Source organism: Natrinema sp. 1APR25-10V2 (genome assembly GCF_031626495.1).
In the GTDB taxonomy this organism is placed as follows: Archaea; Halobacteriota; Halobacteria; order Halobacteriales; family Natrialbaceae; genus Natrinema.
In genome coordinates, this window is record NZ_JAMQOJ010000009.1 from 141,566 (window position 1) to 164,299 (window position 22,734).

Genomic DNA, 22,734 nt, shown 5'->3' on the forward strand with positions numbered 1-22,734 from the left:
AGGCAGCAATTACCCTGCTAAACGGTGGCACGCTCGTAACGTCTCCGTCGTGCCCGTGCTGTCACGAATACGCGGATATCTTGACCGAACGCGGCGTAGACAGGCTCGATATCGTGGAGCAAAAGAACTACGCCGAACCGAAGCAGTGCGCAGGCATCCCACGCGAACTGTGGGCATGCCACACGATTACTACTGAGGGCTACGCGTTGGAGGGACATCTCCCAGTAGAAGCGATCGAAAAATTGGCAATCGAACGACCAGCAATAATCGGGGTTGTATTACCAGGAATGCCAGCATGAACTGGGGAATGGGTGGCGGGATGGGGACCGGTATGGATGACGGAATGGCCAGTAGCATGGGATCAAATATAACCGCCGGGATGGGATCTTGGAATGGTCGCCCTCGCGGTGCTGATGCTGATCAGTGGCATCATCATGACGAACCGGCACGGTGCTGAATCCGGAATGTGTGACCTGTTTCGAGAATGACCACGACAACACGTTCAAGCCGCCTACCTAGCTATCTCGCACCGCTACCAGAGCGCGTCGAGGACCTCGCACTTCGGTACGCGTGGGTCATCGTCGCGATTAATCTGGCCGGGACTGCGTTCGGGTTCTGGTACTACCGCTTCCAGCTGGCCCAAACCCCGATAGTGATGTGGCCGTTCGTCCCCGACAGCCCCGCCGCGACGCTGTTCGTCGCGCTCAGTCTCGCCGCGTGGAAACTGGATTACGACGTCGAGTGGCTCCATATGCTCGCCTTCTTCGGCAACATCAAACTCGGTCTCTGGACGCCGTTCGTCCAGCTGGTTCTCAACGGACCGGGCGGTATCGAACCCTGGCTCTACTGGTTCCTCATCGTAAGCCATCTCGCGATGAGCCTCCAGTCGTTCCTGATCTATCGCTACGCCGAGTTCACGGTCGGTGCGGTCGCCGTCACCACCGTCTGGTACGGCCTCAACGACATCGTGGACTACTTCGCGCCGCTCGTCGGGGAGTTCCACCACACGTTCCTGCGGGCCGAACTCGTCAACGGCGCACTCGATCACTCGGTGCGAGCGCACGACCTCGCAGCGGCCGCGGCCGTGACGCTGACGCTCGCCGCGACGTTTCTCGCACTAGCGACACGGGTGAAGAAGCTCGAAACAACTGAGGAGTCCTCCGCACGAGGGGTGCGCCGATGAACGGCTATTCACGACGGTCGGTACTTCGCCGGAGCCGGAGTGTGCTAGCAGTCGGGGCAACCGCGATTGCTGGCTGTCTCGGAGGTAGCGGCCCGTCGGGTCCGACGGTCACGATGACGGGCGACCTCCGATTCGATCCGGCCGAAGTCACAATCGACCCCGGTCAGCAGGTCACCTGGGTGAACGAGAGTGGAGTCCCCCATACCGCATCGGCATACGAAGAAGCGATTCCCAACGAGGCGTCGTACTTCGCAAGCGGCGGCTACGAGTCCGAGCAGGCCGTCCGGCAGAGTACGTCAGCGAGAGGGTTTCTCGAACGAGGCGAAACCTACAGTTACACGTTCGACGTCACGGGGACGTACCAGTATTTCTGCCTGCCACACGAGGAAAGCGGGATGGTCGGACGTGTCATCGTCGAATGACCACGAGACTCGACCTCACTCGATCACTGACGGTGGATCGATGGGTATCCCGGCATTCCATCGGCCATCCATAGCCAGAGCCCCAGTATCGTGACGACGGTTTGTCCGAGTACATACGGGGTCGGAGACACCAGCGCGAGCAGGTCTCCGATCGTCTCGACATGGTGATAATCAGTTACGACCGGCCAGAACAGAAACAGTAGCGTCTCCCCGGGGACGAACAGGTAATCCACGAGGTCCGCAGCGAGGTGTGATCCATATCCGAGCGCGTACGCCGCGCCGACCTCCCACCGGTCTCTGTGTTTCGTGACGTAGAAGACAATCAGGACGACGAGTGCCGCGGCGAACACTGAGTGCGCGACCGACCGACTCGGGAGCGATGGAAGTACAAACGCGAGTGGTTTGTCGACGAGATCCGGGAGCAACGCGCCTCCGAACAGGGCGATGATCGGGACATCGTCACATCGGTCAGTAGCGCCACCAGAAATGCCTCGGTAAACGAGATACGCGACTGCAGCGTGGACCCAAAAGAGCACACTCGACAATACTATCCAGGTTACGTAAACCGTTCACGCACTGCTGCCCCGTCAGCATCACACGCCATCGATTTCGGAGCGAATAGTCTCGCGCTCGAAGTAGATGATTTCCAGTCCCAGGAGGACGACCGTCACAACGAGAACCACACTAAAGACGGCGGGTTCCATCACGGCGAGGTGGTACACTAACGACGGGAAGAACAGTACTGCACCCACCACGCCGACGGCGGGGAGGATACCTGTTCGAAGCCCCGCTCGATGCCTGAACGCGAGGAAACTCATCGACCCAAAGACAGTGATGAAGGCAAGCGACGCGAACGACGTGATTCCCTGAAGACTACCGTAGGCGGTGAACGCGGCCGTTATCAGGCCCAAGATGAGAAGTGTTCGCGTAGGAGCACCGTCGGCATCGGCATCTCCGATCCGGTCAGGAAGTAGGTCGTCTTCAAGCATTCCCGTCGCAAAGTGGGCCGCCGAGAACAGCGTGGCGTTGATCGCGCTCCCAGTCGAGAACAGTGCCGCCACGGAAATGAGGATGAACCCCATCTGCCCCATGAACGGTTCGGCCGCGATGGCGAGTGACACCTCGGGGTTCGCGGCGATCGTTTCGGGCCGAAGCAGACTCGTCGTGACGACTGCCACGAGGACGTACAGCCCGAGAGACGCGGGAATTGAGAGATAGATCGCCTGCGGGATGGTCGTCCGGGCGTTCCGAAGACTTCCCTCGTCGTAAAAGAGTAGCTGCCAACCCTGAAAGGCGACGAACGAGAGGGCAGCGGACATGAGCAACCCGCCCGTCGCGACGGAGGAGAACCCGGTCGTCAGCTGTCCTGTCCGCGCTCCAAAATAGAACCCCCACACACCGAAAATGAGGAGAATCCCGACCTTTGCCGCGACGAGGAGCACCTCGGTCACGCCACTCGCCCGGGCGCCGAGGACGTTCAGCAGTACAAACCCCAGGACGCTGAGAACCGACACGACGGGGCGGAGTGGAACCCCGAGGGCTGTTTCGACGCCGAGAAGTTTCGTCGCGAAACTACCGAATGCGAACGCGTACATCCCCATCGACCCGATATAGCCAAACAGAAGCGTCCACCCGACCATCCCAGCGACCGTCGTCGACTCACCGAACTCCTGTAAGAAACTGACCGAGCCGCCGGACACGTCGCCAAGCCGCTGGAGACGAACGTACGAGTAGCCAGCGCAGAACGCGACGACACCGCCGCCGGTAAAGGCGAGCCACGCCGCAGGCCCCGACATTTCCGCAACGACGCCAAGTACGGCGAAGATCCCACCTCCGATCATACCACCGAGCGCAATCGAGACTGCACCGAGACGGCCCAGCTTCTCGCTCATCGTCTCTCCGTTGGGGCGCCATCTTTAGACTTCTTGTTGTTTAGAATCCAAACCACCTCAGCCTGGGGAGTAGAAATCGTCTACTTCGATGCTCAGGTTCCGAAAAGCGAGTAGAACCACGCTTCAGTATCTGGATGGAGACCGTTATGAACCGCTTGGACCGCCGCAGCGACTGACACGGCGAAGATAGCGTGAACGAGATGTGTCGGAACCCACCCGACCACGACTGCACCCGCTCCGAGGACGGCAGCACAGAGGGCTCCAACGCCGATTCTAAAAAAGAACGGCCGCTGAATCACCAGCACGGTGTCCCCGTAGAGCAGGATGTAACAAAGGAACGCAAGCCCACCAGCGATGACTGCCGAGAGTAACGAGAAGAGGAGCGCCATCATCGGGATTCTCCCCTAGAATACCCAAGTCGCGGGTGAATGTACCCGAGTGCGCCGAGTACGGCCACGAGACTAAGGAGAGCACCGGTTTCCACTGCAGCGAGCGGGCCATGCGGAAGCGGTGTGAGCATCCCGAGATGGGCGATCCCGAACAGTAACCCAACGAGCGGTACGCCAACGAGTAGGTGCCCATATATTCCCTCGTACTGGTGCCAGATAGCGGGCGTTTTACTCACCGTGTACACGGTGCTCGCGAGAATGATACCCGTCACGAGAAGTTCGCTAAAGGACGTGAGCATACGACTATCCTCCCCAGCCAGCCACAAGTCAATTACTCCGCACCCGAAGTGGCGTACCCCTTGATTCCAAATTCCACTAGGGTTGTGATGCCGGTATCCAAAGGATCACAAACGAAATATCCCAGAGATGTAGCCACAACCGCATTAGGAGAGGAGCCCCTAGATGTAGGCCACCACGATAATGGACAGATCAGATTACGCGATCCTCTCGGTCATCGCTGTAATCACCGTTGCCATCGGCATCGTCACGACGACGAAACCGCTCGGAACGTTTTTCGTGGAGAGCACGAGGCAGGCCGCGACGACCACCGCCGCGATGGCGTGGATCACCTGGTGGGCGCTCGTGATCGGGTTCGCCATCGCCGGCGGCGTCGAGGCGTGGGTCTCGACCCAGCAGATTTCGGAGCTGCTCGAGGGACACGGGCCTCGCTCCATCGGCCTCGCGACGTTCTTTGGGTTCGTCTCCTCGTCGTGTTCGTACTCGGCGATCGCCACGGCGAAGAACCTCTACAAGAAGGGGGCGTCGGCTGCGGCGGCGCTGGCGGCGTTCCAGTTCGCCTCGACGAATCTCGTCATCGAGATCGGCATCGTCATCTGGTTGTTGCTGGGCTGGGAGTTCCTGCTGGCCGACGTGGTCGGTGGGCTGCTCCTCATCGGCCTGATGTCGGTCGGCTTCGTCTACGTCGTCCCCGACAAGATTCTCGATGAAGCCCGCGAGAACGTCACCGACGATGAGGGCATCACTGTCCAAGACCCGGTCTGTGGAATGGAGGTCGATCCCGAGGAGACCGACTACTCTATCGAGCATGGTGGGCAGACGTATTACTTCTGCTCGCAGTCCTGCAAGGACTCCTTCGACCCTGAGGAAGCGAACACGTCGATTCCGGAGAAAGCGACCTCGTGGTCGGGGTGGAAATCGCTCGCGGACAAACAGTGGAAGGAGTGGGCGATGCTGTGGGACGAGATCGCCATCGGGTTCATCTTCGCCGGCCTCATTGCCGGGTTCATCCCCGAAGCCGTCTGGACGAGCGTCTTCTCCGGGGCCGTGTTCGGTTTGCCGGTGTACGTCCTCTGGACGGCCGCGCTGGGTGCGATCATCGGCGTCGTCACCTTCGTCTGTTCGGTCGGGAACGTCCCGTTCGGGACCGTCCTCTGGACGCGCGGGCTCCCCTTCGGGTCGGTGCTGTCGTACATCTTCGCGGACCTCATCGTTCCGCCGATCATGAAGGCTTACGACGAGTACTACGGGACGACGTTCGCGGCGGTGCTGTCCCTGATGATCTTCGTCACCGCCGTTATCGCCGGGTTCGTGGTCCACTTCCTGTTCCTGGGCCTGGGCCTCATCCCCTCACGAGCCTCCGCGCAGATCGCCGAAGTGTCCATCGAACTCAACTACAAGCTCGTGTTGAACGTCCTCGCGACGGCGTTCTTCGCGTTCCTCTACTGGCTGCACAAACAGGATTCGGTGGCTGGCGGGGAACGCGGTGAGGAAGGGCATGCGGCGATGACGGACTGACGGGTATCTACCTGCTCACGTAGTTCACAATATGAATTTCGTCTATCAATAATTCGACGACACAGACAAGGAACATCCACGGTGTCGGGCAATTAATCCCTGACTCCCTTCCACTGCCCAACCACAGTTTCGATACGAATACCATTCATTCCAGAGCGGTCTCGTCGAAGTCATGGGTCTTTGAGATCGTCACTGCTGCTACGAGACTCAGCCACGAGATCGCGCCACTGCTCCCAGCGGGGGATAAACATCGGCACTTTGCGCTGATAAGTGCGGTAGTCCTCACCGAATGTATCGATCATATCACGCTCTTCTCTCCGTGCAAGCCACGTAAAAATCACAACGACGAGCGGAAATAGAGCGACAGAGAAGATTGTCGGCCAGTGAATGATGCCCTCGCCAAACAGAGCGATGAACAGACCGGTGTATTGTGGATGGCGGACGTACCTGTAAAGCCCGTCTGTGACCAGTCGGTCGTCCTGTCGGGCACGATAGACTTGTCGCCATCCCTGAGCAAACAGGCCGATGCCGACAAACGCCACAGCGTAGCCGAGGAGCATTGATACGAACATACCCGTTTCGCCAAACCCGATCAGTGTAGACCAGAGATTGGTACTGACGTACTCGCGGTCCAGACCGAAAAACCGGACCAGCAGATAGATCGTCAGTGGAAACCCGTACATCTCCGCATATAATGCGATGATGAACGCCTGTACCACTCCTGCGCCGACCCACTCCCGCCAGCTGTCAGGAGCGAAGTACCGATAGAAGAACCAAGAAACGACGACAATGAAGATAATCGCGAGGCCCCAAGCACCGGGATTCGTAATAGTGGTATCTATTGATGACACGCTTACTTACCCGAGTAGATACTGAGTCCAGGGATGCCGTTCGACAAGCGGCACTCCACCAACCTCGTACTGTTCAATGTACGCGTCAAGGCCGAGTATCCGTCCCGCACCGAACGCGGCGACTGAGAGGAACACGAGCATGTACGCGAAATCACCGTTGATGTAGCCATGTGTGACATCCCAGTTGCCGAAATAGAACATGAGCATCATAAATGCCCCCCAGAACGCAGCGAGCCGAGTGAGGGCACCGAACAACAACCCGAGGCCGATAAGCAGCTCTCCCCACGGTACTGCAACGTTCACGAAGTCAACAAACCACGGCGTGTTCCCCATCGCGACGAACAGATCAGCGAGTGGACTCCCGCTATTCGGAACGGCCCCGGTGAGATATCCACCGGCACTAAAACTCCCCGAGAGGACCTTGTCGAGACCACTCTGGAAGAACGCCAGTCCCATCATCAACCGAAGCGCGAAGATAAACCAGACACTCAACGTGTGTAGTCGACCGCTTGCGGTGAACCCCCCGATCGTACTTTCTAATTGAACTTCTTGAGATGCCATATCGTGCTAATTCCCGGGAAGGTGTTATAAAATCGCGGTGGGATCTCGCCATACCGGAATAGAGCGCCCTTTTCGGGGTGATCTCTCCGATACCGTCATACTGGCTGAATAGTATCGTATTCCCAGGCGTCTGTGACGGCGGCATACGTCTGCTTGATTACAGCCGGGTTGGAGAAGATCCGAGCAGCCACCCGTGGATGCCCCAAGAAGCGACGAAGAACCGCCCGTGGGGATCGATCGATGTCTTCAATGTCGATTCCAGACACCACTTGGACGGCATCACCGAGAACGGTCATCTGACGCGTCTCGACGAGGTGCCGCATAATCCGGGCGAGCAGGTACTCCCCTTTCATCATCCGATAGAGTCGGTCTGGATACTCCTGTAGACTTCCCTCCGCCGTCAACTTGGCTGCGAGATACGACGACTGAATTGCTTGCGAGATCCCCTTCCCGGTCAGCCGATTCGCGAGTCCAGCCGCATCCCCGACACGAACGACGGGCCACTCAGGTAGATAGGTCAGCGCAGGATCGAGACTCGGTCCTTCGGGAATAATAGCAATATTCGTCTGACTCCGAGATGGCATCGGCCAGCCGTTTCGTTCGCATGCCGCCACAAATTCGGCCATGTAATCGGCTGGGCGTTCGCTCTCAGTCCACCCGATGCCGACGTTTGCCCGCTCGGGCGATTTCGAGAACGCCCACGCGTACCCGGTATAGCCCTCAAGAATGATCTGGCTATTCGGGTAGAGATCCGAAAAGTCGCCCTCCACGTCAGCGTTAATGGCGATCATCCGACCCGCGTACTCGTCCGTTCTCCCTCGAATCTTGCTGGTGATCGACGGTTGGCCAGTCGCGTCAACCAAGAGGTCGTATTCGTCGGCCAACGTCCGGAACTTCGCCTTCGTGATCTGGTGGTTCTCGTGAATCGAAACGCCCTTTTCAGCGAGGCGTTCGGCCCATCGCCGTTCGACGACGTTTCTGTCAGTGATGTACGTATCGGAGGCCGGGAACGTTCCCTCTCCGGTGAGCTGTCTTCGGGATGCCGTTCCGTCGTAGATCTCTACACGTAACTCCGGAAGAGCATTGACGAACCCATTCGTTGGCGTCGAACTAAGTGGAATCTTAGAGACGGCCGTCATCGCTTCCCCGCAGTTGACTCGTTTGTCATCGTACGACTGGCGTTCAAAAAGGTCTACCTCGAACCCTCGCTTGGAAAAGCCTTCAGCAGCGGCGAGGCCGCCGACGGCTCCGCCGATCACTGCGACGCTGTGTATTTGCGGAGACCGTTCCGACATTTGTTGTGAATATGTGTCTTGGCTCCCGAATCGCGACGAGACGTTCTCTGACATGAGGTATAGGACGGGCGACCAGTTCAAACAGATTTCCCTTGAATCCGCTAGCCCGGGAGAGGATACGGAGGGCCCCGTCGACATAGATCTCCGCGAATGGATGCTCGTTCCCCACTTGGTTAGGGGTGAAAAGACAAATGGTCCTGATAGATGAACAACAGTGCATGGATCAGACCGGGAAAATAGGTGCGTTACTACGGAGTGCACGCACGAATGCAGCACTCTCGTGGAGCCTATTATTCGGCGTCGGTATCTTCGCCGGCAACAGTCTCGTATCAGGCGATTTCCTCTGGACAGGATTTGCGATGCTGATTCTGGGAATCGCAGCTGTTCCACCGCTGTTCTTTCGACGAACCAGCGTCATGCTACCGTGGGAGGTACTGTTGCTAGTCACGCTACCCCTCGTAGGGCGATTAGTGATCTCGGGGGGCTCAGCTCAGTTATTCACGTCACATCTTTCGGTCGCAGCACTCGCCCTTCTCATCGCTGTCGAACTCCACGTGTTTACAGCCGTTCGAATGAACGAGTGGTTCGCGGTCTCGTTCGTCGTCATTATCACATTAGCTACGGCGGGTCTGTGGGCGGTCATCCAGTGGGTAGCTGACGAGCTCTTCGGGACGTTTTTCATTCCGAATTTACAGACGCTCATGCTCCACTTCACTGGTGCGACGGTCGCCGGGATCGGAAGTGCCCTCCTGTTCACGTTGTATTTTCGTCGCATTACCATTCTATATCAGCGGTGTTGCCCCGGCATCCGACCTCCGTACACGAGAGCTGAGCCAACTCGATCTCTCGTCCGATTTCGTGACCGACTGGGGATATCTGAATCTCATGAACGACTAATCGTCCGGTTCCTGCAGATGATTCTTCTTGGCATACTCGTCGTTGGAAGCGTTCGAGGAGACACGAGCGTTATCGTCAACAGTGCACTGGGCTTTGGCGTGACGCAGCTTCCCGCGTTACTCAAACGGGACTACGGTCTTCCCATGGACTCGGGGCTCGTGCTCTGGATTACCGCAGCCGTCGTCGTTCACGCTGTTGGTGCCCTAGGACCGTACCAGTCGATTTGGTTGTGGGATAAACTTGCCCACACGCTTTCTTCCTCCGTCGTCGCAGCAGTCGGCTACACGACCGTACGTGCGGTCAGTGAGTACACTCCTGATGTGTGGATTCCCTCTCGGCTGATGTTCGTGTTCATCTTGCTGTTCGTACTGGCTGCAGGTGTGTTCTGGGAGGTGCTCGAATTCCTCGCAGGGCAACTGGCAGTCGTCATCGGAAGCGAAGATGTACTCATTCAGTATGGGTTGACCGACACGATGCTCGATCTTGTCTTCGATACCGTCGGCGGGCTCGTCGTTGCGATATGGGGAACGGCTTATTTGACGGGGACAGTCTCGGAACTCACTTCTTGGTTGAACGAACGAAGTTGACGAAGACTCTATATATCCGCGTTAGTCGGTGAAGAGGTATCACGTAATGATCACGGCTCTGGCGACTCCGCTGGTGCGTCAATCGCTATCGTGTTCCCGAGTTTACTGAGGATTCAGGTGGTTGTCTGTCCCGAATCAAAGCCAGACGAGCCGCCCACACAACATCTTTGAGACGGGTCGGCGTACGCTTCAATATGAATTGGCAGTGTATGTACTGTGATACGGTAATCGAGACAGAAACCGAGGATGAACGAAACGAACAGGGACGTCAGCATCTACTCGAACATCACCACACTGAACTAGAGCAGCGATTCAAACGGGAATACACCGGAGATTGCCAGAACCAGGATTGTTCACACCACTTCGAGGCCACGGACGAAGACGAAGATCACTCGGGGTTTGTGTGCCCACATTGTGGTTTCGACCACGCGGAGTGGTATGCCGGAATGCTCACTGTCGAGTGAAATCAATGGAACGGCTCGTGTCGACTCTTACATAAACATCCCATCAGCCGGTGATTGCGTTGTTTCGTCCGCTTTGACGCGCTCGGATAGTTCCTGATAGTACTCTTCTATCTTGACGGCAAACGCTTCGAGTTCACTCGTGTCGACGTTTAGCTCGTAGAGGGTGTCAACGGCCTCAACGAGACGGATCGCCGCTTCGACGTCCGGGACCTCCTCGTGAACGGGCGTACTGAGTAGCCCGACTCGTAACGACGTATCCATCCCATGTTCGATGAGGCTCGCATTGATGCCCTCAAGGAAGCCACGACCCATCGGAGCGAGGTCTGTCTCTACCAGGCGGTGTGTTCGATAGTCGTCAGTCGCGACGAAGAATACGTCGTGTTCCCCCGGTTGGTGAACGACAGGTATCCCGAATAAAAGACTGATTTCGTCGACGCGGTATTCGTGCAACCACTCGATGACAGCCGATGCGAACGGATCTGCCGCCCATCTAGGAACGAGTAGTTCGTTGACGAGGACCGTCACGTCGAGATCGGATCGGGAATATAATCGAGTGTGGTGGCGTGGGGAGCCATCGGCGAACGGCGTGATTGTCGGCAGCGCGTTTATCGTGACGTATCCTGTTTCCTCGAGACCGAGCTGAGTGACGAGGTAATCGGCAGCAGTCAGGCCGGCCAGGCCGTATGCCGAGAATCCAGCGATAATCGTTTCGGCAGGTGCCTCTGTCGTCGTTACGTTTACGGTTGTTTGGTGAGGTGGTTGGGCTGCCATACCGACATCTACGCCCAAAACGCCCTTAATCGTCTCCTTAACACGGTACTCCTCCGAAATACGTTCAGGGGTGAATCAAGCCGAGAGTGCGGCCTATCGACTGGTAGTCTGGATTTTCGAGGTAGGTGTTGACTTGGACCCAGATCGAGTGGAACTCGAGCGGACGTAGGCATGACACAGTTTTCTTTCCTCTTCTTTCTATGGCCAGAATCACTACCCTCCTAGTTTCTCGATCTCAAAGTATCTGAAGCGAGTCGCGCCCAAACAGTAGCTACAAACAGCTTTCTCTCGAAGCTCAGCTTCGTAGTACCTTAGCCTTCGATGAGTCCAGAGCTTTTGATTTAAAGGAGCAAACTGCTTGATTTGGTTCGCAGTGCGTCGGCTACTCCTCTGTGAGTAGTCGACGGAGCACCAGATGCAGGATTCCGTCGTTTTTGACGTATCGAACGGCCGCAGGCGTCCCAACTTGTGCCGTGACCGGGAACTCGACTGTCGAGCCGTCGTCCCGCTCTGCGACGACGGTCAACTCGTCGTTCATGTTCAGGCCGTCGTCCAGGCCACGAATCTCAATCCGCTCCGAGCCGTCGAGACCGAGGGATTCCCACGAGTCACCGTCGGCGAACTGGAGTGGGAGGACACCCATGCCGACGAGGTTGTCACGGAAGATACGCTCGTAGCTCTCGGCGATGGTCGCTCGAACGCCCAGGAGGTCAGTCCCCTTTGCGGCCCAGTCGCGGCTCGACCCGGTGCCGAGTTCCTCGCCGGCGAACACGACCAGCGGCGTGTCGTCCTCGCGATAGCGGCGGCTCGCTTCGAAGACGGTCGTCTGTTCTTCCGTTGGCTGGTGAATCGTGTAACCACCCTCGACGTTGTCGAGCATCTCGTTCTCGATACGGACGTTGGCGAAGGTGCCGCGCATCATTACCTCGTGGTTGCCCCGGCGAGCGCCGTACGTGTTGAACTCGTGGGGTTCGACGCCCTGTTCGACGAGCCACTCCCCGGCCGGCTGCTCGCGAGAAAACGGTCCCGCTGGACTGATGTGGTCGGTCGTAACCGTGTCACCGAGCAACATGAGCGTCCGAGCGTCCTCGATATCCGCGACGCCCGGTTGCTCCAGCGGGAAATCCTTGAAAAAGGGCGGTTCGCGGATGTACGTCGAAGAATCGTCCCACCCGTAGACATCACCGGTGGGTGCATCGAGCGCTTCCCAGCGCTCGTCCCCCTCGAACACCTCCGCGTACTTCTCCTCGAACATCGACGAGTCGACGCTGTCGTGAACCGCCGCGTGGATCTCGTCGGCGTCAGGCCAGATATCCGAGAGATACACCGGATTGCCGTTGTCATCTGTTCCGAGCGGGTCACGTTCGAGGTCGATATCCATGCGACCAGCAAGGCCGTAGGCGACCACGAGCGGCGGACTGGCGAGGTAGTTCGCTCGCACTTTCGGATGGATGCGTGCCTCGAAGTTGCGGTTGCCCGAGAGGACGCTCGTCGTCCAGAGGTCCTCGGCATCGATTGCGCGCTCGATGGGCTCGGGGAGCGGCCCGGCGTTGCCGATACAGGTCGTACAGCCGTAGCCGACGACGTTGTAGCCGAGGTCCTCGAGGTGCGGGAGCAGTCCCGACGCTTCGAGATATTCGGTGACCACGCGACTGCCCGGGGCCAGACTCGTCTTGACGTACGCAGGGACGTCGAGCCCACGCTCAACAGCGTTGCGAGCGAGGAGGCCCGCCGCGAGCATCACGGACGGATTCGAGGTGTTCGTACAACTGGTGATGGCGCTCACCACGACGCTTCCGTGGCCGATTTCGGTCGTCTCACCGTTCACATCGACTTCGACTCGTTTGTTGAGGTCACCGACATCCGGCTCCGGAAGGTCGGGGTCAGGTCGATCGGTGTCGGGCGCACTGCTTTCACCGAGCCATCGGGTGAGTGCGTCCTCGTCGACGTCGTCGAGTTCGTCCTCGAATTCGCCGTGGACCAGCCCCCTGAAGTGCGTCTTCATGTCGTCCATCGGGACGCGATCCTGGGGCCGCTTCGGTCCTGCGAGACTCGGCGTAATCCTCGAGAGGTCGAGCTCGACCGTCTCCGTGTACTCGGGGTTCTGTTCACCGAACAGTCCCTGTGCGTCGAGATATTCACGAACGAGGTCGATGTGCTCCTCGTCACGGCCCGTGAGTTCGAGGTAGTCGAGTGTCGCCTCGTCGACGGGGAACATACTGATGGTCGAGCCCTGTTCGGGTGCCATGTTCGCGATGGTCGCCCGATCCGGAACAGTCAGGTTCGACACGCCCGGGCCGAAGAACTCGACGAACCGATCGACGACACCGACCTCGCGAAGCTGTTCAGTGACGTGAAGTACGAGGTCGGTCGCAGTCGCCCCTTCGGGGAGTTCGCCGGTGAGGCGGACGCCGACGACCTCGGGCAGTTTCATCGTGATGGGCTGGCCGAGCATGGCGGCTTCGGCTTCGATGCCGCCGACGCCCCAGCCGACGACGCCGATGCCGCCGATCATCGGCGTGTGACTGTCCGTGCCGACGAGCGTATCCGGGAGCAGCCAGTCGTCCCCACCTTGTTCGCGGGCGTGAACGACCTGTCCGAGGTATTCGAGATTGACCTGGTGGACGATTCCCGTTCCCGGTGGGACGACGCGGAAGTCGTCGAAGGCCTGCTGCGCCCATTTCAGCGCTCGATACCGCTCGCCGTTGCGCTCGTACTCCAGTTCGACGTTCTTCTCGTAGGCGTCCTCGGAGCCGAAATAGTCGACCTGGACGCTGTGGTCGATCACGAGGTCAATTGGAATCTCTGGCTCGACGATCGCGGGATCCTTGCCTTTCCGGTCAACCGCTGATCGGAGCGCTGCGAGGTCGACGACGGCAGGGACACCAGTGAGGTCCTGGAGGACGACTCGTGAGGGAGTGAACGGGAGTTCGACGTCCGGGACGTCGGGCTGCCACGACGCGACGTGCCGAACGTCGTCGGCGGTGATGGTGTCACCGTCGACGTTCCGGAGGACAGATTCAAGGAGCACTCGGATGCTGACTGGAAGCCGATCCAGTTCGCAAAGGCCCGCTTCCTCGAGAGCGGTGAGGTCCGCCATCCGATAAGACGACCCACCGAACTCGAATTGACGAACAGCGTCAAATGGGTTAGGGTTTGACATGGATTATGATATGGTGAGGGATGGCTTAATCGTGGTCCCGTCAGGAGGTAGGTGCATACGCTCTATACACCCCGAATGGTAAGAACCGGCACGTCCGAGCTTCGGAGAACTCGTTCAGTTACGCTCCCGATGAGCTGTCGTGTAAGGCCAGACCGTCCATGTGTGCCCATCACGACGATATCGATCCCATGTTGATTGCAGTATTCCTCTATTGCCTGATGAGGAACGCCGTGTGTGATCTCAGCAGCGACTGAAATACCGTCGGCAGCTGCCCGGGACTGGACATCTTCGACGACAGTCTCTCCGTTTTGCTCCAGTACTTGTTGCAGTTCGTCCCACGTCCATCCCGGACGAGACGCGTAGGCACCTCTATCCACAACGTAGAGGGCATGGAGCGTCGCATCGTACGTCCGAGCCAAATCAAGAGCGTGCGTGACTGCCTCTCGTGCGGGCTTACTCCCGTCAGTTGGGACGAGAATATTCTCAAAGCCTCCCTGAATCTCGGATTCTGATAGCGCCTCCGTCAGCTTCGATTTGACACTGAGGACGGGGATATCGACAGTACGTACGATTCGGGTCGTCACACTGCCGAGCAGGACTCGGTCGAGACCAGTGTGTCCTCGGGTTCCCATACAGACGAGGTCGATCCCGGTATCAGTGATGTAGGACGCGATCTCGCGTGCTGGAATGCCACGGCGAACCTCAGTTATCGCATCGAGGCCATGTTCTGCAGCTCGAGTTGCGATCTGCTGGGTGGCGGCATCGCCAGCCTCATACCATGTGTCCGGGAGTGTCTCCAGATCGGTTTCCAGCGCGGTCAGATCCAGCTTTCGCTCGATCGGCGAACTATCGACGACGTGGAGCGCGTGGACGGTTGCATCGTATCGACGAGCGAGATCAAGTCCGTACTGGATTGCCGGCTCGACGTTATCGCTGCCATCGGTTGGGATGAGAATATCTGTGTACATGGTTTGATTCTCCGAGTTACCGTGCGAGGGTATTGTACAGCCAGGCGAGAGCATACGCAAGGGCGAAGCTGATCACCGCTGCTTCGACCATGCCAGCTACCGTTCCGACGACGGTCGGCTCGAAGAACAGGTGCCACTGCTCCATCGCCTCGACAGCTCCCTCGTAGACGCCGATCGCTCCGAAGACACCGAGGAGGAGCATCACGATGGCAGAGACGACTGCTGCTGCGCCCGCCAGGGCCAGCGCATTGAGGCGCATCACACTGGTCGTGGATTCCGGATCGTACGTGTCCTGATGAGTGGTCGTCGTGCTCATAACTAGAGATACGCTCCCCTCATTCAATCGGGTTTCTCTTACAATTCGAAAGGGAGAGTCACTCTGGAGACATGGCACGGGAATATAGTGGGAGAAACAGCAGTACAACGCTCATCTTGGTCAGACTTCTATGTCAAAAGAACGAACAACAGCCAGCGAACCGAATCAGTGACGCGCAGCCACTATTGAGCGCGAACGCAGTTCTCGCGGGGTTGACCACAGCTAATAGCCATAGGTACTTTTGAATCCAAGAATTACTCCGTCGAAACACCACCGTTTCCTAAGCGCAATTAACAAAGTAGATGGCTGTGATAGTCTATATATGCAAGCCGCCCTCGTCGACGGAATTCTCGAGTCGCTACGAATCGGCGTCGGCTTCCTCTGGACAGCAGCTTGGGCCATCATCATGGGGCTCGTCATCACGAGTCTCGTCCAGGTCTACGTCTCCAAAGAGCGAATGGCACAGGTGCTCGGAGAGGGAAACCTGAGTGGTCTCACGAAGGCAACAGTGTTCGGCGCTGCGAGCAGTGGGTGTAGCTTCGGTGCGGTCGCCATCGGGAAGGGGCTGTTCAAGAAGGGAGCGCACACGGTGAATTTCCTCGCATTCATGTTCGCCTCGACGAACCTCATCGTCGAGCTCGGGCTGATGATCCTCATCCTGCTTGGCTGGGAGTTCCTCGTCGCCGAGCTGCTCGGCGGGCTGATCCTCATCGCTGTGATGGCGGTCATCGTCCATTTGACGCTTCCCGAGAACCTCTTCGATCGCGTCCGGGAGGAGTTGAACGAACGAGATAGCGCGGCTGGCGTCACCGAGGACCCGACCTGTGGCATGGAAGGTAAGGATGAGTTCTCGCTCGTGACCGACGGCGGCGAGACGCTGAAGTTCTGCTCGGCGGGCTGTCTGGAGACCTATGAACAGGAAATGGCGAGCAGCGGCGGCTGGCGCGACGAGTTGCTCTCGTGGGGTGGCTGGTACAAAATCGGCAACCAGTACCGCAAAGAGTGGTCGATGATCTGGAAGGACGTCATCGCGGGCTTTCTCATCTCGGGCTTCGTCATCGTCTTCGTCCCCCAGTGGGTCTGGAACACGCTCTTCCTCCAGGGAGATGGGCTGCTCTTCAGCGCGGAGAACGCCCTGATGGGTGTGGCCATCGCCGTCATCAGCTTCGTCGGGAGCATCGGCAACGTCCCGTTCGCGGTGGCGCTCTGGGGCGGCGGGGTGAGCTTCGCCGGGGTCATCGCGTTCGTCTACGCCGACCTCATCACTATCCCCGTCCTCAACGTCTACCGCAAGTACTACGGCTGGAAGGTGATGGCCTACATCCTCGGCGTCTTTTTCGTCACGATGGCGTTCTCAGGGTTCCTGATGGAACTGCTCTTCGACGCGCTCGACATCGTGCCGAACCTAGCCGGCGCGCAGACCGCCTCCGATCAAACCTATTTCAAGCTTGATTACACGTTCTACCTCAACTTGATCGCGTTCGCCCTCTCGGGATTCCTGCTGTACGTCTACCGTCGCGGCCTCGGTGCGCCGGGGCAATATCGCGACCCGGTCTGCGGGATGCGGACGGACGAGGACGGCCCGAGCGTTTCTTACGACGGTGAGACCTACTACTTCTGCTCGAACGCCTGCAAGCGATCATTCGAGAAGCACCCATCCGAATTTGCACATCAGCACCCGCAAGTCTCAGAATCTGGAGATTCCCAGAGCCATTAGCATCACTAGGCGCTCTGAGACACCAAATGTGTGTTTCAATCGTGCGTGGACTCCGTGCGGATGATACCCGCTACGTTATCCATCTGTGCTGAAACATGTGCGCTCTCGCCTGCGACGTGCGTAATTAGATCATCCAAGGTGATCATACCGACGACGCTCTCGTCTTCAATGACCGGGACGTGTCGAGCACCAGCATCGTCCATCTCTCTGAGCACTTTTGGGATCTCAGCATCTGCTGATACGGTGAGAGGGTCACGCGTCATAATGTCATTGGCTCGTATGTTGTCTCCGCTCGTCTCGGCAGCGAGCACACTGAACTCACTCTCCTCGGTGAGTAGGTCAGCGATCAGGTCCCGATCAGTGATGATCCCGGCGAGCTGATCGGCCTCTTCCACCACTACATACCTCGCACACCGCGATTGAGAGATCATCGTGTGCGCGATCTCGGCGACCGTGGCATCGGGGGCGACACGGGCAACCGACTCATCTGCGATTCGCCCGATATCCATCCGGAGGTCCGTGGGCCTAGTTCCCATACTAGCCGGTACGATTCATACCGGGAAATATCTTAGTAATGGCAGGTCACCGTGGATGCCTCACGTCCGGTCGCTATCCGCCAGTTGATAGCTCTGTCATCCCTGTACACATAAGGAACAGGGACGAACTACGGCCCACCGAAGCGTGTACAGTACGGGAAGCATACCGGCCGCGACAACCAGTGTCACTACGAAACCGACTTGTAAAATAATTATCTGTGCCAGTTGAAGAGTGTCTCTCAATAAGTCCGCCAACACCAATCACAACTGCTACAGCAATGTCTCGCCAACTGTCACTCATGAACGGATGCCACGACACACCGAGGCGGGATGGATGAATCGACGGCGAGCCGATACGGTAGTCGGTGGCCTGGTCGCTGCTGTCCTCATCATCGGCGGTGTGCTCAGCTGGCAAGCGTACCAGCAACAGCAAGCGTTCGAGCAGATGGGGTCGATGATGGGAACCTCGATGGGAGCAGTTCACGGCACGAATCCGCTCTGGTACGTCCTCGGAACCATCCTCGTCTCGGTCGTCATCGGCGGAGGATATCTGATGGTTCGCGACGACGTCACCAGCACGGAGGCGGTCGATCGACAAGGGAGCGATGTCTCGGATCAAATCGACCAGGAACGCTCTGATTTCGAATCCGAACCGTCGACCCAGACCGCTCAACCAGGTAACGGCATCAATCCAGAAACTCAGCCTCGGGCCCGCATACTGGACCTGTTGCCGGACGACGAACGCCGCATCCTCGAACCAGTTCTCTCCTCGCCGGGCATCACGCAAATCGAACTCCGGGATCGGTCGGATTTCTCGAAGAGCAAGGTGAGCCAGACGGTCAGCGCACTCGAGAAGCGTGGCTTGCTATACCGCGAACGTCAGGGGCGGACGTATCGAATCTACCCGAGCGAAGATCTGCGTCAGACCCACGAATCCTAGCCGGTATCGCACTCAGACAGCAGTGGGTTCGCCAGCCAACGCTGCCGTCTCGCAGTCTGCGACTGGATCGCGTGTTTAATCGGCAGCCTGTACCTGCCCCGTCGACTGACTTTGCCCCATCTCGGCGGGGTTCTTCATCCCCTCCTTCACGCCGAAGTAGACGAGGATGGCGTTGACCGGGTACGCAAAGACGAACCCGACTGATAGCGAAAACGCCAGCGCTCCCCAGAACAGGAGATCAGAGATGTGGGCCTGACTGGCGATCAGCAGGTCTGTTCCGATAGCCGCGATCTCCATGATGGTGATGCTCGGCGTCTCGCTGTAGAGAGCGTCGAGCATCGCCTCGCCGAAGCCGACGCCCTCCTGCATCAACGGCCCGACGGTGAGCGCGTACCCGAACAGGTACGCGAGCGCGAACGTTCCTGCAGCGACGAGGAGCGTACTCTGGAGTGCGAGCAGGCCCGCGAGGAGCGCGAACCCGAGTACTTCGCCAGCCCCACAGCCCGAATAACAGTGAGCGGTCGAGCGGAACCCGCGCCGCCAGAGCGAGTCGTGACTAATCTGGCTGCGTCCAGAGTACCAGTAGATGGCCAGGCCGAACGGGCCGGAGTAGAGGACGACCAGCGTCCAGACACCTTTCATCAGCGATGGCAGCGCCTGATTCCGCTCGCGGATGTCCCACCAGAGGGTGCCCACGGACGCGACGACGAACAGTGCCCAGACACCCATCACGAGCGGGTCCGACAAAATCGGTTTCATGACGTGACGAACCGGTGCGAGCGCGTGTTCGATTTGTGTGAGGAGTCCGTTGAGTGGCATGGTCACTGGAAGTGGTGCGCGGTACGGAGCAGGATACTCCCGTCAGCCAATCGATGGCCCGGTACAGGCACTGATAGGGGAGGAATACTTTCGGGAGTTGTGGTTAACATTCCAAAGCAAGCCCCACCGTCAGAGTCGGCCCCGCCGCGAACTGGAGACATTCGAGGCGGCCGCCCAGGTCCGGTGAATTCGATGGGGATGAACGTTCCACATCCTGAAAAACGATTAGAACGCCCTATACACGTTCTCGAACGTTCTCCTACGCGAATTCACACCCACGTAGATAACTCCCGAGCGGTTCTACGACTAACCGAGGAGAAAGACAATGACCAACTTCAAACTCGGCGGCTGGCTGCTCGTGGCGCTCGCGATCGTCGGACTCGCGTTCGCCGCTCCCGTGGTCAGCGCACACGGCACCGACACGACCACAGACGGTGCACCCACTGACAATGCTACCGCCGATGACTGGGCGGCCTGGATGGAGGCGCAGATGACTGAGCACATGGGCCCGGGTAGCGTCGAGTGGATGGAGTCGCACATGGGTGTGACCGTCGACGAGATGGCCCAGGACATGGCTGACGACGACTACAACGGCGGGATGTACGGACAGGGCCACTGCTGACGGCCCTGACCGTTTCGATCGCTTCGACCGAATACCACGATTCACCAACGCAAGATAATGACGCAACTCACTACACACATCGGACGCACTGCTCGTCGATTCGCGCTACTCGCCGTCCCACTGCTGGTCGCAGCGACTGGAACAGCTGCTGCCCACGGCGGCGGGAGCTACGGCGGCGGCATGATGGGGGGTGACTGGGGCCTCTTCGGCGGAGCGATGGGGCTCTGGGGTCTCCTCTGGATGGGGCTCCTCATCGCCGTCCCGCTCTACCTCGTCTATGCGCTCCTCAACCGAGGATCCGGTGGGACCGAAGAGCAGTCGCTGTCGGTACTCCGTGAGCGCTACGCCCGCGGGGAGCTCTCGGACGACGAATTCGATCGACAGCGAAAACAGCTCGAACGTACCGGATGACCGGAACCGCTGCTGTTCCAACCGGTGCACCACACTTCCAACGCTCGCCGTTGCGGCACCCAACCGTTAACCCCGTAGACGGGGTATGATACTTCATGGAATACACAATACAGACTTCAGTCACCGGTGAGTTCGACGACGTCGTCGACACGACGATTGCGGCGCTCAAAGACGAAGGATTCGGCGTCCTCTGTGACATCGACGTCCAAGCGACGCTCGAGGAGAAACTCGGCGAGGAGTTTCGACAGTACCGCATCCTCGGTGCGTGCAACCCGGGGCTGGCACACGAGGGCCTGAACGAAGAGATCGAACTCGGCGCACTCCTCCCGTGTAACGTCATCGTCTACGAAACCGACGACGGCGAGGTCATGGTGAGTGCCGTCGACCCACAACAGCTCGTCGGCATCGCCGACAACGAGGCACTCGACTCGATCGCGAACGAGGTCCACGACCGGTTCGAACGCGTTCTCGTCAGTGTCGCGGACGAACTCGAATCATCGACGGAAATCTGAACCATGACATCATCAAACCAACTCGACACCACAACCATCGTCCTCCTCATCCTCGGGGCGATCATTGTCCTCCCCTTGCTCACGATGGGGATGGGATTCGGCGGGATGATGGGATACGGTGGAATGATGGGTGGATACGGGACGACCAGTGGCTGGTGGCCACTCGTCGGGATGCTCGTCCAGCTGGTCTTCCTCCTCCTCCTGCTTGGTGGCGGATATCTCGTCTTCCGTCGCGTGACGGCATCGCAGTCGTCGCGGAATCCCGCAATGGAGGAGCTGCGTATGGCATACGCCCGCGGAGATCTCACCGAGGAAGAGTTCGAGGCGCGTCGGAACAAGCTCGAACGCTCGGAGTGACGGTCCGACCACCAACCTCCGGCGTTACTCACGTCCGCCCCCTTGGAATCCGGAATCTGTGACCCTCACAGCTTTCGGATGTAAATAGAAATGTGCTAAAGGCACAAGACCATACTAGCTACTATGACGGAAGTTATCCTGTTCACGCAGGAGACCTGTGGAGCGTGCGCAACGCAACGAGAGAAAAACGAGGGCCTCGAAGATGCGTATCCGGGTGTCAAGTTCCGGGAGGTCGACATTCAGACCGATCTGGAGACGGCCGAAGAGTACGGTGTCCGAAAGACGCCAACGACGCTCGTGTATGCGAACGGGGAACAGACGGCCGAGTTCATCGGCATCGTCGACCGGGACGAATTGGAGGCTGCCATCGAGAGCGCCGGCCAGCAATCGCCCGGACTCGCGAACCGGCTCGCCAGCATCATCCGTGGATAACAGAAGCCAACCAGCTACAATGACAGACTACAGTAGACGCCAGTTCCTGGGAGCGCTCGGTGCTGGCACAGTCGCGAGTGCGGGATTCACCCAACCAGTCGCCGCACAGGAGACGTCCGTCGTGAAGATGGGCAACAACTACTTCGACCCGATCGGACTCCACGTCGAACCCGGCACGACCGTTCGCTTCGAGCTAGCGGCCGGAGCCCACTCGGCGACCGCCTACGAGGACCGGATTCCATCCGACGCCAGCGCATTCGACAGCGGGACCATCTCGCAGGGGAGCTTCGAGCACACGTTCGAAGAGCCAGGCACGTACGACTACTACTGCATCCCGCACAAGACGGTCGGCATGGTCGGTCGCATCGTCGTTGGTAGCCCTGGCGGTCCAGCTGAAGACAGCCCGATACCGGACGGCGAGGTCCCCGACAGCGAGACGATTGTTCAGAACGGCGCCGTGGCCATCGGCTCGGACGTCGACGGAAGCGGGAGCACCGATAGCGGCATGATGGGGCCCGGCGGAGGGGGCATGATGGGTGGCTCGAGGGGCGGATGGGGCGGCGTCCCGTTCGTCGGCGGGGCACTCGGAATGCTGGGACTGATCGGTGGACTCCTCTACTGGGCACTGGGTCGAGGTGACGCTCCTTCCCGGAGTGATACGTCTGCGATGGAAACCCTCCAACGCCGTTACGCACGAGGTGAGATCGACGAAGAAGAGTTCCAGCAGCGTCGTGAACGGTTGGAGGACAGGCAAGACGACCGTTCCCTGTGAGGGGAGTCAACAAACCCCTTCGGGGAGACGTCTGTAAATTCG

The 22,734-nt window shown here is 58.8% G+C and carries 24 protein-coding genes; 12 read left to right on the forward strand and 12 right to left on the reverse strand.

Annotation, left to right across the window (positions count from 1 at the left end):
* Positions 1-484: 484 nt before the first annotated feature.
* Both NDO75_RS24990 and NDO75_RS24995 read left to right on the forward strand, forming a co-directional pair.
* Positions 485-1,183, forward strand: coding sequence for a DUF1405 domain-containing protein (locus NDO75_RS24990; RefSeq protein ID WP_310909321.1), 699 nt, complete (start codon positions 485-487; stop codon positions 1,181-1,183).
* A gap of 113 nt (positions 1,184-1,296) precedes the next feature.
* Positions 1,297-1,605, forward strand: coding sequence for a plastocyanin/azurin family copper-binding protein (locus NDO75_RS24995; protein ID WP_310909322.1), 309 nt, complete (start codon positions 1,297-1,299; stop codon positions 1,603-1,605).
* A gap of 23 nt (positions 1,606-1,628) precedes the next feature.
* Here the strand turns inward: NDO75_RS24995 and NDO75_RS25000 are convergent, their stop codons facing one another.
* The 3 genes from NDO75_RS25000 to NDO75_RS25010 all read right to left on the reverse strand — a co-directional run bounded on the left by NDO75_RS25000 (position 1,629) and on the right by NDO75_RS25010 (position 3,889).
* Positions 1,629-2,141, reverse strand: a complete 513-nt coding sequence (locus tag NDO75_RS25000) for a metal-dependent hydrolase (protein WP_310909323.1) — start codon at positions 2,139-2,141, stop codon at positions 1,629-1,631.
* Positions 2,142-2,198: 57 nt separating this feature from the next.
* A complete protein-coding gene (locus tag NDO75_RS25005) occupies positions 2,199-3,497 on the reverse strand; it encodes an APC family permease (RefSeq protein WP_310909324.1) in 1,299 nt (432 codons plus the stop codon).
* A 92-nt stretch (positions 3,498-3,589) separates the two neighbouring features.
* Positions 3,590-3,889, reverse strand: a complete 300-nt coding sequence (locus tag NDO75_RS25010) for a hypothetical protein (RefSeq protein ID WP_310909325.1) — start codon at positions 3,887-3,889, stop codon at positions 3,590-3,592.
* A gap of 477 nt (positions 3,890-4,366) precedes the next feature.
* Between NDO75_RS25010 and NDO75_RS25015 the strand changes: the two genes are divergently transcribed.
* Positions 4,367-5,701: a permease gene (locus NDO75_RS25015; RefSeq protein ID WP_310909326.1), complete on the forward strand. Its 1,335-nt coding sequence runs from the start codon at positions 4,367-4,369 to the stop codon at positions 5,699-5,701.
* 170 nt (positions 5,702-5,871) lie between these two features.
* Here NDO75_RS25015 and NDO75_RS25020 read toward each other — a convergent pair whose 3' ends face one another.
* From NDO75_RS25020 to NDO75_RS25030, 3 genes are all read right to left on the reverse strand, one after another.
* A complete protein-coding gene (locus tag NDO75_RS25020) occupies positions 5,872-6,552 on the reverse strand; it encodes an isoprenylcysteine carboxylmethyltransferase family protein (RefSeq protein WP_220619855.1) in 681 nt (226 codons plus the stop codon).
* A gap of 6 nt (positions 6,553-6,558) precedes the next feature.
* Positions 6,559-7,113 carry a DoxX family protein gene (locus tag NDO75_RS25025; protein WP_310902004.1) on the reverse strand — a complete coding sequence of 185 codons (555 nt, stop codon included), beginning with the start codon at positions 7,111-7,113 and terminating at the stop codon, positions 6,559-6,561.
* Positions 7,114-7,208: 95 nt separating this feature from the next.
* Positions 7,209-8,462: an NAD(P)/FAD-dependent oxidoreductase gene (locus NDO75_RS25030; RefSeq protein WP_310902003.1), complete on the reverse strand. Its 1,254-nt coding sequence runs from the start codon at positions 8,460-8,462 to the stop codon at positions 7,209-7,211.
* A 164-nt stretch (positions 8,463-8,626) separates the two neighbouring features.
* On the opposite strand from NDO75_RS25030, the gene NDO75_RS25035 reads away from it, so the two are divergent.
* Positions 8,627-9,892, forward strand: a complete 1,266-nt coding sequence (locus NDO75_RS25035) for a hypothetical protein (RefSeq protein ID WP_310902084.1) — start codon at positions 8,627-8,629, stop codon at positions 9,890-9,892.
* Between the two features lie 491 nt (positions 9,893-10,383).
* Here NDO75_RS25035 and NDO75_RS25040 read toward each other — a convergent pair whose 3' ends face one another.
* From NDO75_RS25040 to NDO75_RS25055, 4 genes are all read right to left on the reverse strand, one after another.
* Positions 10,384-11,127, reverse strand: a complete 744-nt coding sequence (locus tag NDO75_RS25040) for a PAC2 family protein (protein ID WP_310902083.1) — start codon at positions 11,125-11,127, stop codon at positions 10,384-10,386.
* A 382-nt stretch (positions 11,128-11,509) separates the two neighbouring features.
* On the reverse strand, positions 11,510-14,290 hold the full coding sequence (gene acnA / locus NDO75_RS25045) for an aconitate hydratase AcnA (RefSeq protein ID WP_310909327.1): 2,781 nt from the start codon (positions 14,288-14,290) through the stop codon (positions 11,510-11,512).
* Positions 14,291-14,352: 62 nt separating this feature from the next.
* The gene (locus tag NDO75_RS25050; RefSeq protein ID WP_310909328.1) at positions 14,353-15,258 is read right to left on the reverse strand and encodes a universal stress protein; all 906 of its coding nucleotides are present in this window, start codon (positions 15,256-15,258) and stop codon (positions 14,353-14,355) included.
* Positions 15,259-15,274: 16 nt separating this feature from the next.
* Positions 15,275-15,574, reverse strand: a complete 300-nt coding sequence (locus NDO75_RS25055) for a hypothetical protein (RefSeq protein ID WP_310897842.1) — start codon at positions 15,572-15,574, stop codon at positions 15,275-15,277.
* Positions 15,575-15,896: 322 nt separating this feature from the next.
* Between NDO75_RS25055 and NDO75_RS25060 the strand changes: the two genes are divergently transcribed.
* A complete protein-coding gene (locus NDO75_RS25060; RefSeq protein ID WP_310897843.1) occupies positions 15,897-17,291 on the forward strand; it encodes a permease in 1,395 nt (464 codons plus the stop codon).
* A 35-nt stretch (positions 17,292-17,326) separates the two neighbouring features.
* Here NDO75_RS25060 and NDO75_RS25065 read toward each other — a convergent pair whose 3' ends face one another.
* Positions 17,327-17,827 carry a CBS domain-containing protein gene (locus tag NDO75_RS25065; protein WP_310897844.1) on the reverse strand — a complete coding sequence of 167 codons (501 nt, stop codon included), beginning with the start codon at positions 17,825-17,827 and terminating at the stop codon, positions 17,327-17,329.
* A gap of 334 nt (positions 17,828-18,161) precedes the next feature.
* On the opposite strand from NDO75_RS25065, the gene NDO75_RS25070 reads away from it, so the two are divergent.
* Complete coding sequence (locus NDO75_RS25070; protein WP_345784927.1) at positions 18,162-18,767, forward strand: MarR family transcriptional regulator; 606 nt, start codon at positions 18,162-18,164, stop codon at positions 18,765-18,767.
* A 75-nt stretch (positions 18,768-18,842) separates the two neighbouring features.
* Here NDO75_RS25070 and NDO75_RS25075 read toward each other — a convergent pair whose 3' ends face one another.
* Positions 18,843-19,586, reverse strand: coding sequence for a DUF4396 domain-containing protein (locus tag NDO75_RS25075; protein WP_310897846.1), 744 nt, complete (start codon positions 19,584-19,586; stop codon positions 18,843-18,845).
* Positions 19,587-19,911: 325 nt separating this feature from the next.
* Between NDO75_RS25075 and NDO75_RS25080 the strand changes: the two genes are divergently transcribed.
* The 6 genes from NDO75_RS25080 (at position 19,912) to NDO75_RS25105 (ending at position 22,692) form a co-directional block, all read left to right on the forward strand.
* The gene (locus tag NDO75_RS25080) at positions 19,912-20,208 is read left to right on the forward strand and encodes a hypothetical protein (RefSeq protein WP_310897847.1); all 297 of its coding nucleotides are present in this window, start codon (positions 19,912-19,914) and stop codon (positions 20,206-20,208) included.
* 57 nt (positions 20,209-20,265) lie between these two features.
* Complete coding sequence (locus tag NDO75_RS25085; protein WP_310897848.1) at positions 20,266-20,619, forward strand: SHOCT domain-containing protein; 354 nt, start codon at positions 20,266-20,268, stop codon at positions 20,617-20,619.
* Between the two features lie 95 nt (positions 20,620-20,714).
* Positions 20,715-21,131, forward strand: a complete 417-nt coding sequence (locus NDO75_RS25090) for a DUF302 domain-containing protein (protein ID WP_310897849.1) — start codon at positions 20,715-20,717, stop codon at positions 21,129-21,131.
* Between the two features lie 3 nt (positions 21,132-21,134).
* A complete protein-coding gene (locus NDO75_RS25095) occupies positions 21,135-21,488 on the forward strand; it encodes an SHOCT domain-containing protein (RefSeq protein WP_004594615.1) in 354 nt (117 codons plus the stop codon).
* A 123-nt stretch (positions 21,489-21,611) separates the two neighbouring features.
* On the forward strand, positions 21,612-21,920 hold the full coding sequence (locus NDO75_RS25100) for a thioredoxin family protein (RefSeq protein ID WP_310902080.1): 309 nt from the start codon (positions 21,612-21,614) through the stop codon (positions 21,918-21,920).
* A 19-nt stretch (positions 21,921-21,939) separates the two neighbouring features.
* On the forward strand, positions 21,940-22,692 hold the full coding sequence (locus tag NDO75_RS25105; RefSeq protein WP_310902079.1) for a plastocyanin/azurin family copper-binding protein: 753 nt from the start codon (positions 21,940-21,942) through the stop codon (positions 22,690-22,692).
* The last annotated feature ends 42 nt before the right edge of the window (positions 22,693-22,734 follow it).

Excerpts from the sequence above, each read along its gene's own strand:
- NDO75_RS25035 (WP_310902084.1), top strand. The coding sequence starts at position 8,627 with ATGGATCAGACCGGGAAAATAGGTGCGTTACTACGGAGTGCACGCACG.
- NDO75_RS25005 (WP_310909324.1), bottom strand. The coding sequence starts at position 3,497 with ATGAGCGAGAAGCTGGGCCGTCTCGGTGCAGTCTCGATTGCGCTCGGT.
- NDO75_RS25085 (WP_310897848.1), top strand. The coding sequence starts at position 20,266 with ATGACGCAACTCACTACACACATCGGACGCACTGCTCGTCGATTCGCG.
- NDO75_RS25080 (WP_310897847.1), top strand. The coding sequence starts at position 19,912 with ATGACCAACTTCAAACTCGGCGGCTGGCTGCTCGTGGCGCTCGCGATC.
- NDO75_RS25030 (WP_310902003.1), bottom strand. The coding sequence starts at position 8,462 with ATGTCAGAGAACGTCTCGTCGCGATTCGGGAGCCAAGACACATATTCA.
- NDO75_RS25025 (WP_310902004.1), bottom strand. The coding sequence starts at position 7,113 with ATGGCATCTCAAGAAGTTCAATTAGAAAGTACGATCGGGGGGTTCACC.
- NDO75_RS25055 (WP_310897842.1), bottom strand. The coding sequence starts at position 15,574 with ATGAGCACGACGACCACTCATCAGGACACGTACGATCCGGAATCCACG.
- NDO75_RS25010 (WP_310909325.1), bottom strand. The coding sequence starts at position 3,889 with ATGATGGCGCTCCTCTTCTCGTTACTCTCGGCAGTCATCGCTGGTGGG.
- NDO75_RS25065 (WP_310897844.1), bottom strand. The coding sequence starts at position 17,827 with ATGGGAACTAGGCCCACGGACCTCCGGATGGATATCGGGCGAATCGCA.
- NDO75_RS25050 (WP_310909328.1), bottom strand. The coding sequence starts at position 15,258 with ATGTACACAGATATTCTCATCCCAACCGATGGCAGCGATAACGTCGAG.
- NDO75_RS24995 (WP_310909322.1), top strand. The coding sequence starts at position 1,297 with ATGACGGGCGACCTCCGATTCGATCCGGCCGAAGTCACAATCGACCCC.
- NDO75_RS24990 (WP_310909321.1), top strand. The coding sequence starts at position 485 with ATGACCACGACAACACGTTCAAGCCGCCTACCTAGCTATCTCGCACCG.
- NDO75_RS25015 (WP_310909326.1), top strand. The coding sequence starts at position 4,367 with ATGGACAGATCAGATTACGCGATCCTCTCGGTCATCGCTGTAATCACC.
- NDO75_RS25040 (WP_310902083.1), bottom strand. The coding sequence starts at position 11,127 with ATGGCAGCCCAACCACCTCACCAAACAACCGTAAACGTAACGACGACA.
- NDO75_RS25075 (WP_310897846.1), bottom strand. The coding sequence starts at position 19,586 with ATGCCACTCAACGGACTCCTCACACAAATCGAACACGCGCTCGCACCG.
- NDO75_RS25095 (WP_004594615.1), top strand. The coding sequence starts at position 21,135 with ATGACATCATCAAACCAACTCGACACCACAACCATCGTCCTCCTCATC.
- NDO75_RS25100 (WP_310902080.1), top strand. The coding sequence starts at position 21,612 with ATGACGGAAGTTATCCTGTTCACGCAGGAGACCTGTGGAGCGTGCGCA.
- NDO75_RS25060 (WP_310897843.1), top strand. The coding sequence starts at position 15,897 with ATGCAAGCCGCCCTCGTCGACGGAATTCTCGAGTCGCTACGAATCGGC.
- NDO75_RS25105 (WP_310902079.1), top strand. The coding sequence starts at position 21,940 with ATGACAGACTACAGTAGACGCCAGTTCCTGGGAGCGCTCGGTGCTGGC.
- acnA (WP_310909327.1), bottom strand. The coding sequence starts at position 14,290 with ATGTCAAACCCTAACCCATTTGACGCTGTTCGTCAATTCGAGTTCGGT.
- NDO75_RS25070 (WP_345784927.1), top strand. The coding sequence starts at position 18,162 with ATGAATCGACGGCGAGCCGATACGGTAGTCGGTGGCCTGGTCGCTGCT.
- NDO75_RS25090 (WP_310897849.1), top strand. The coding sequence starts at position 20,715 with ATGGAATACACAATACAGACTTCAGTCACCGGTGAGTTCGACGACGTC.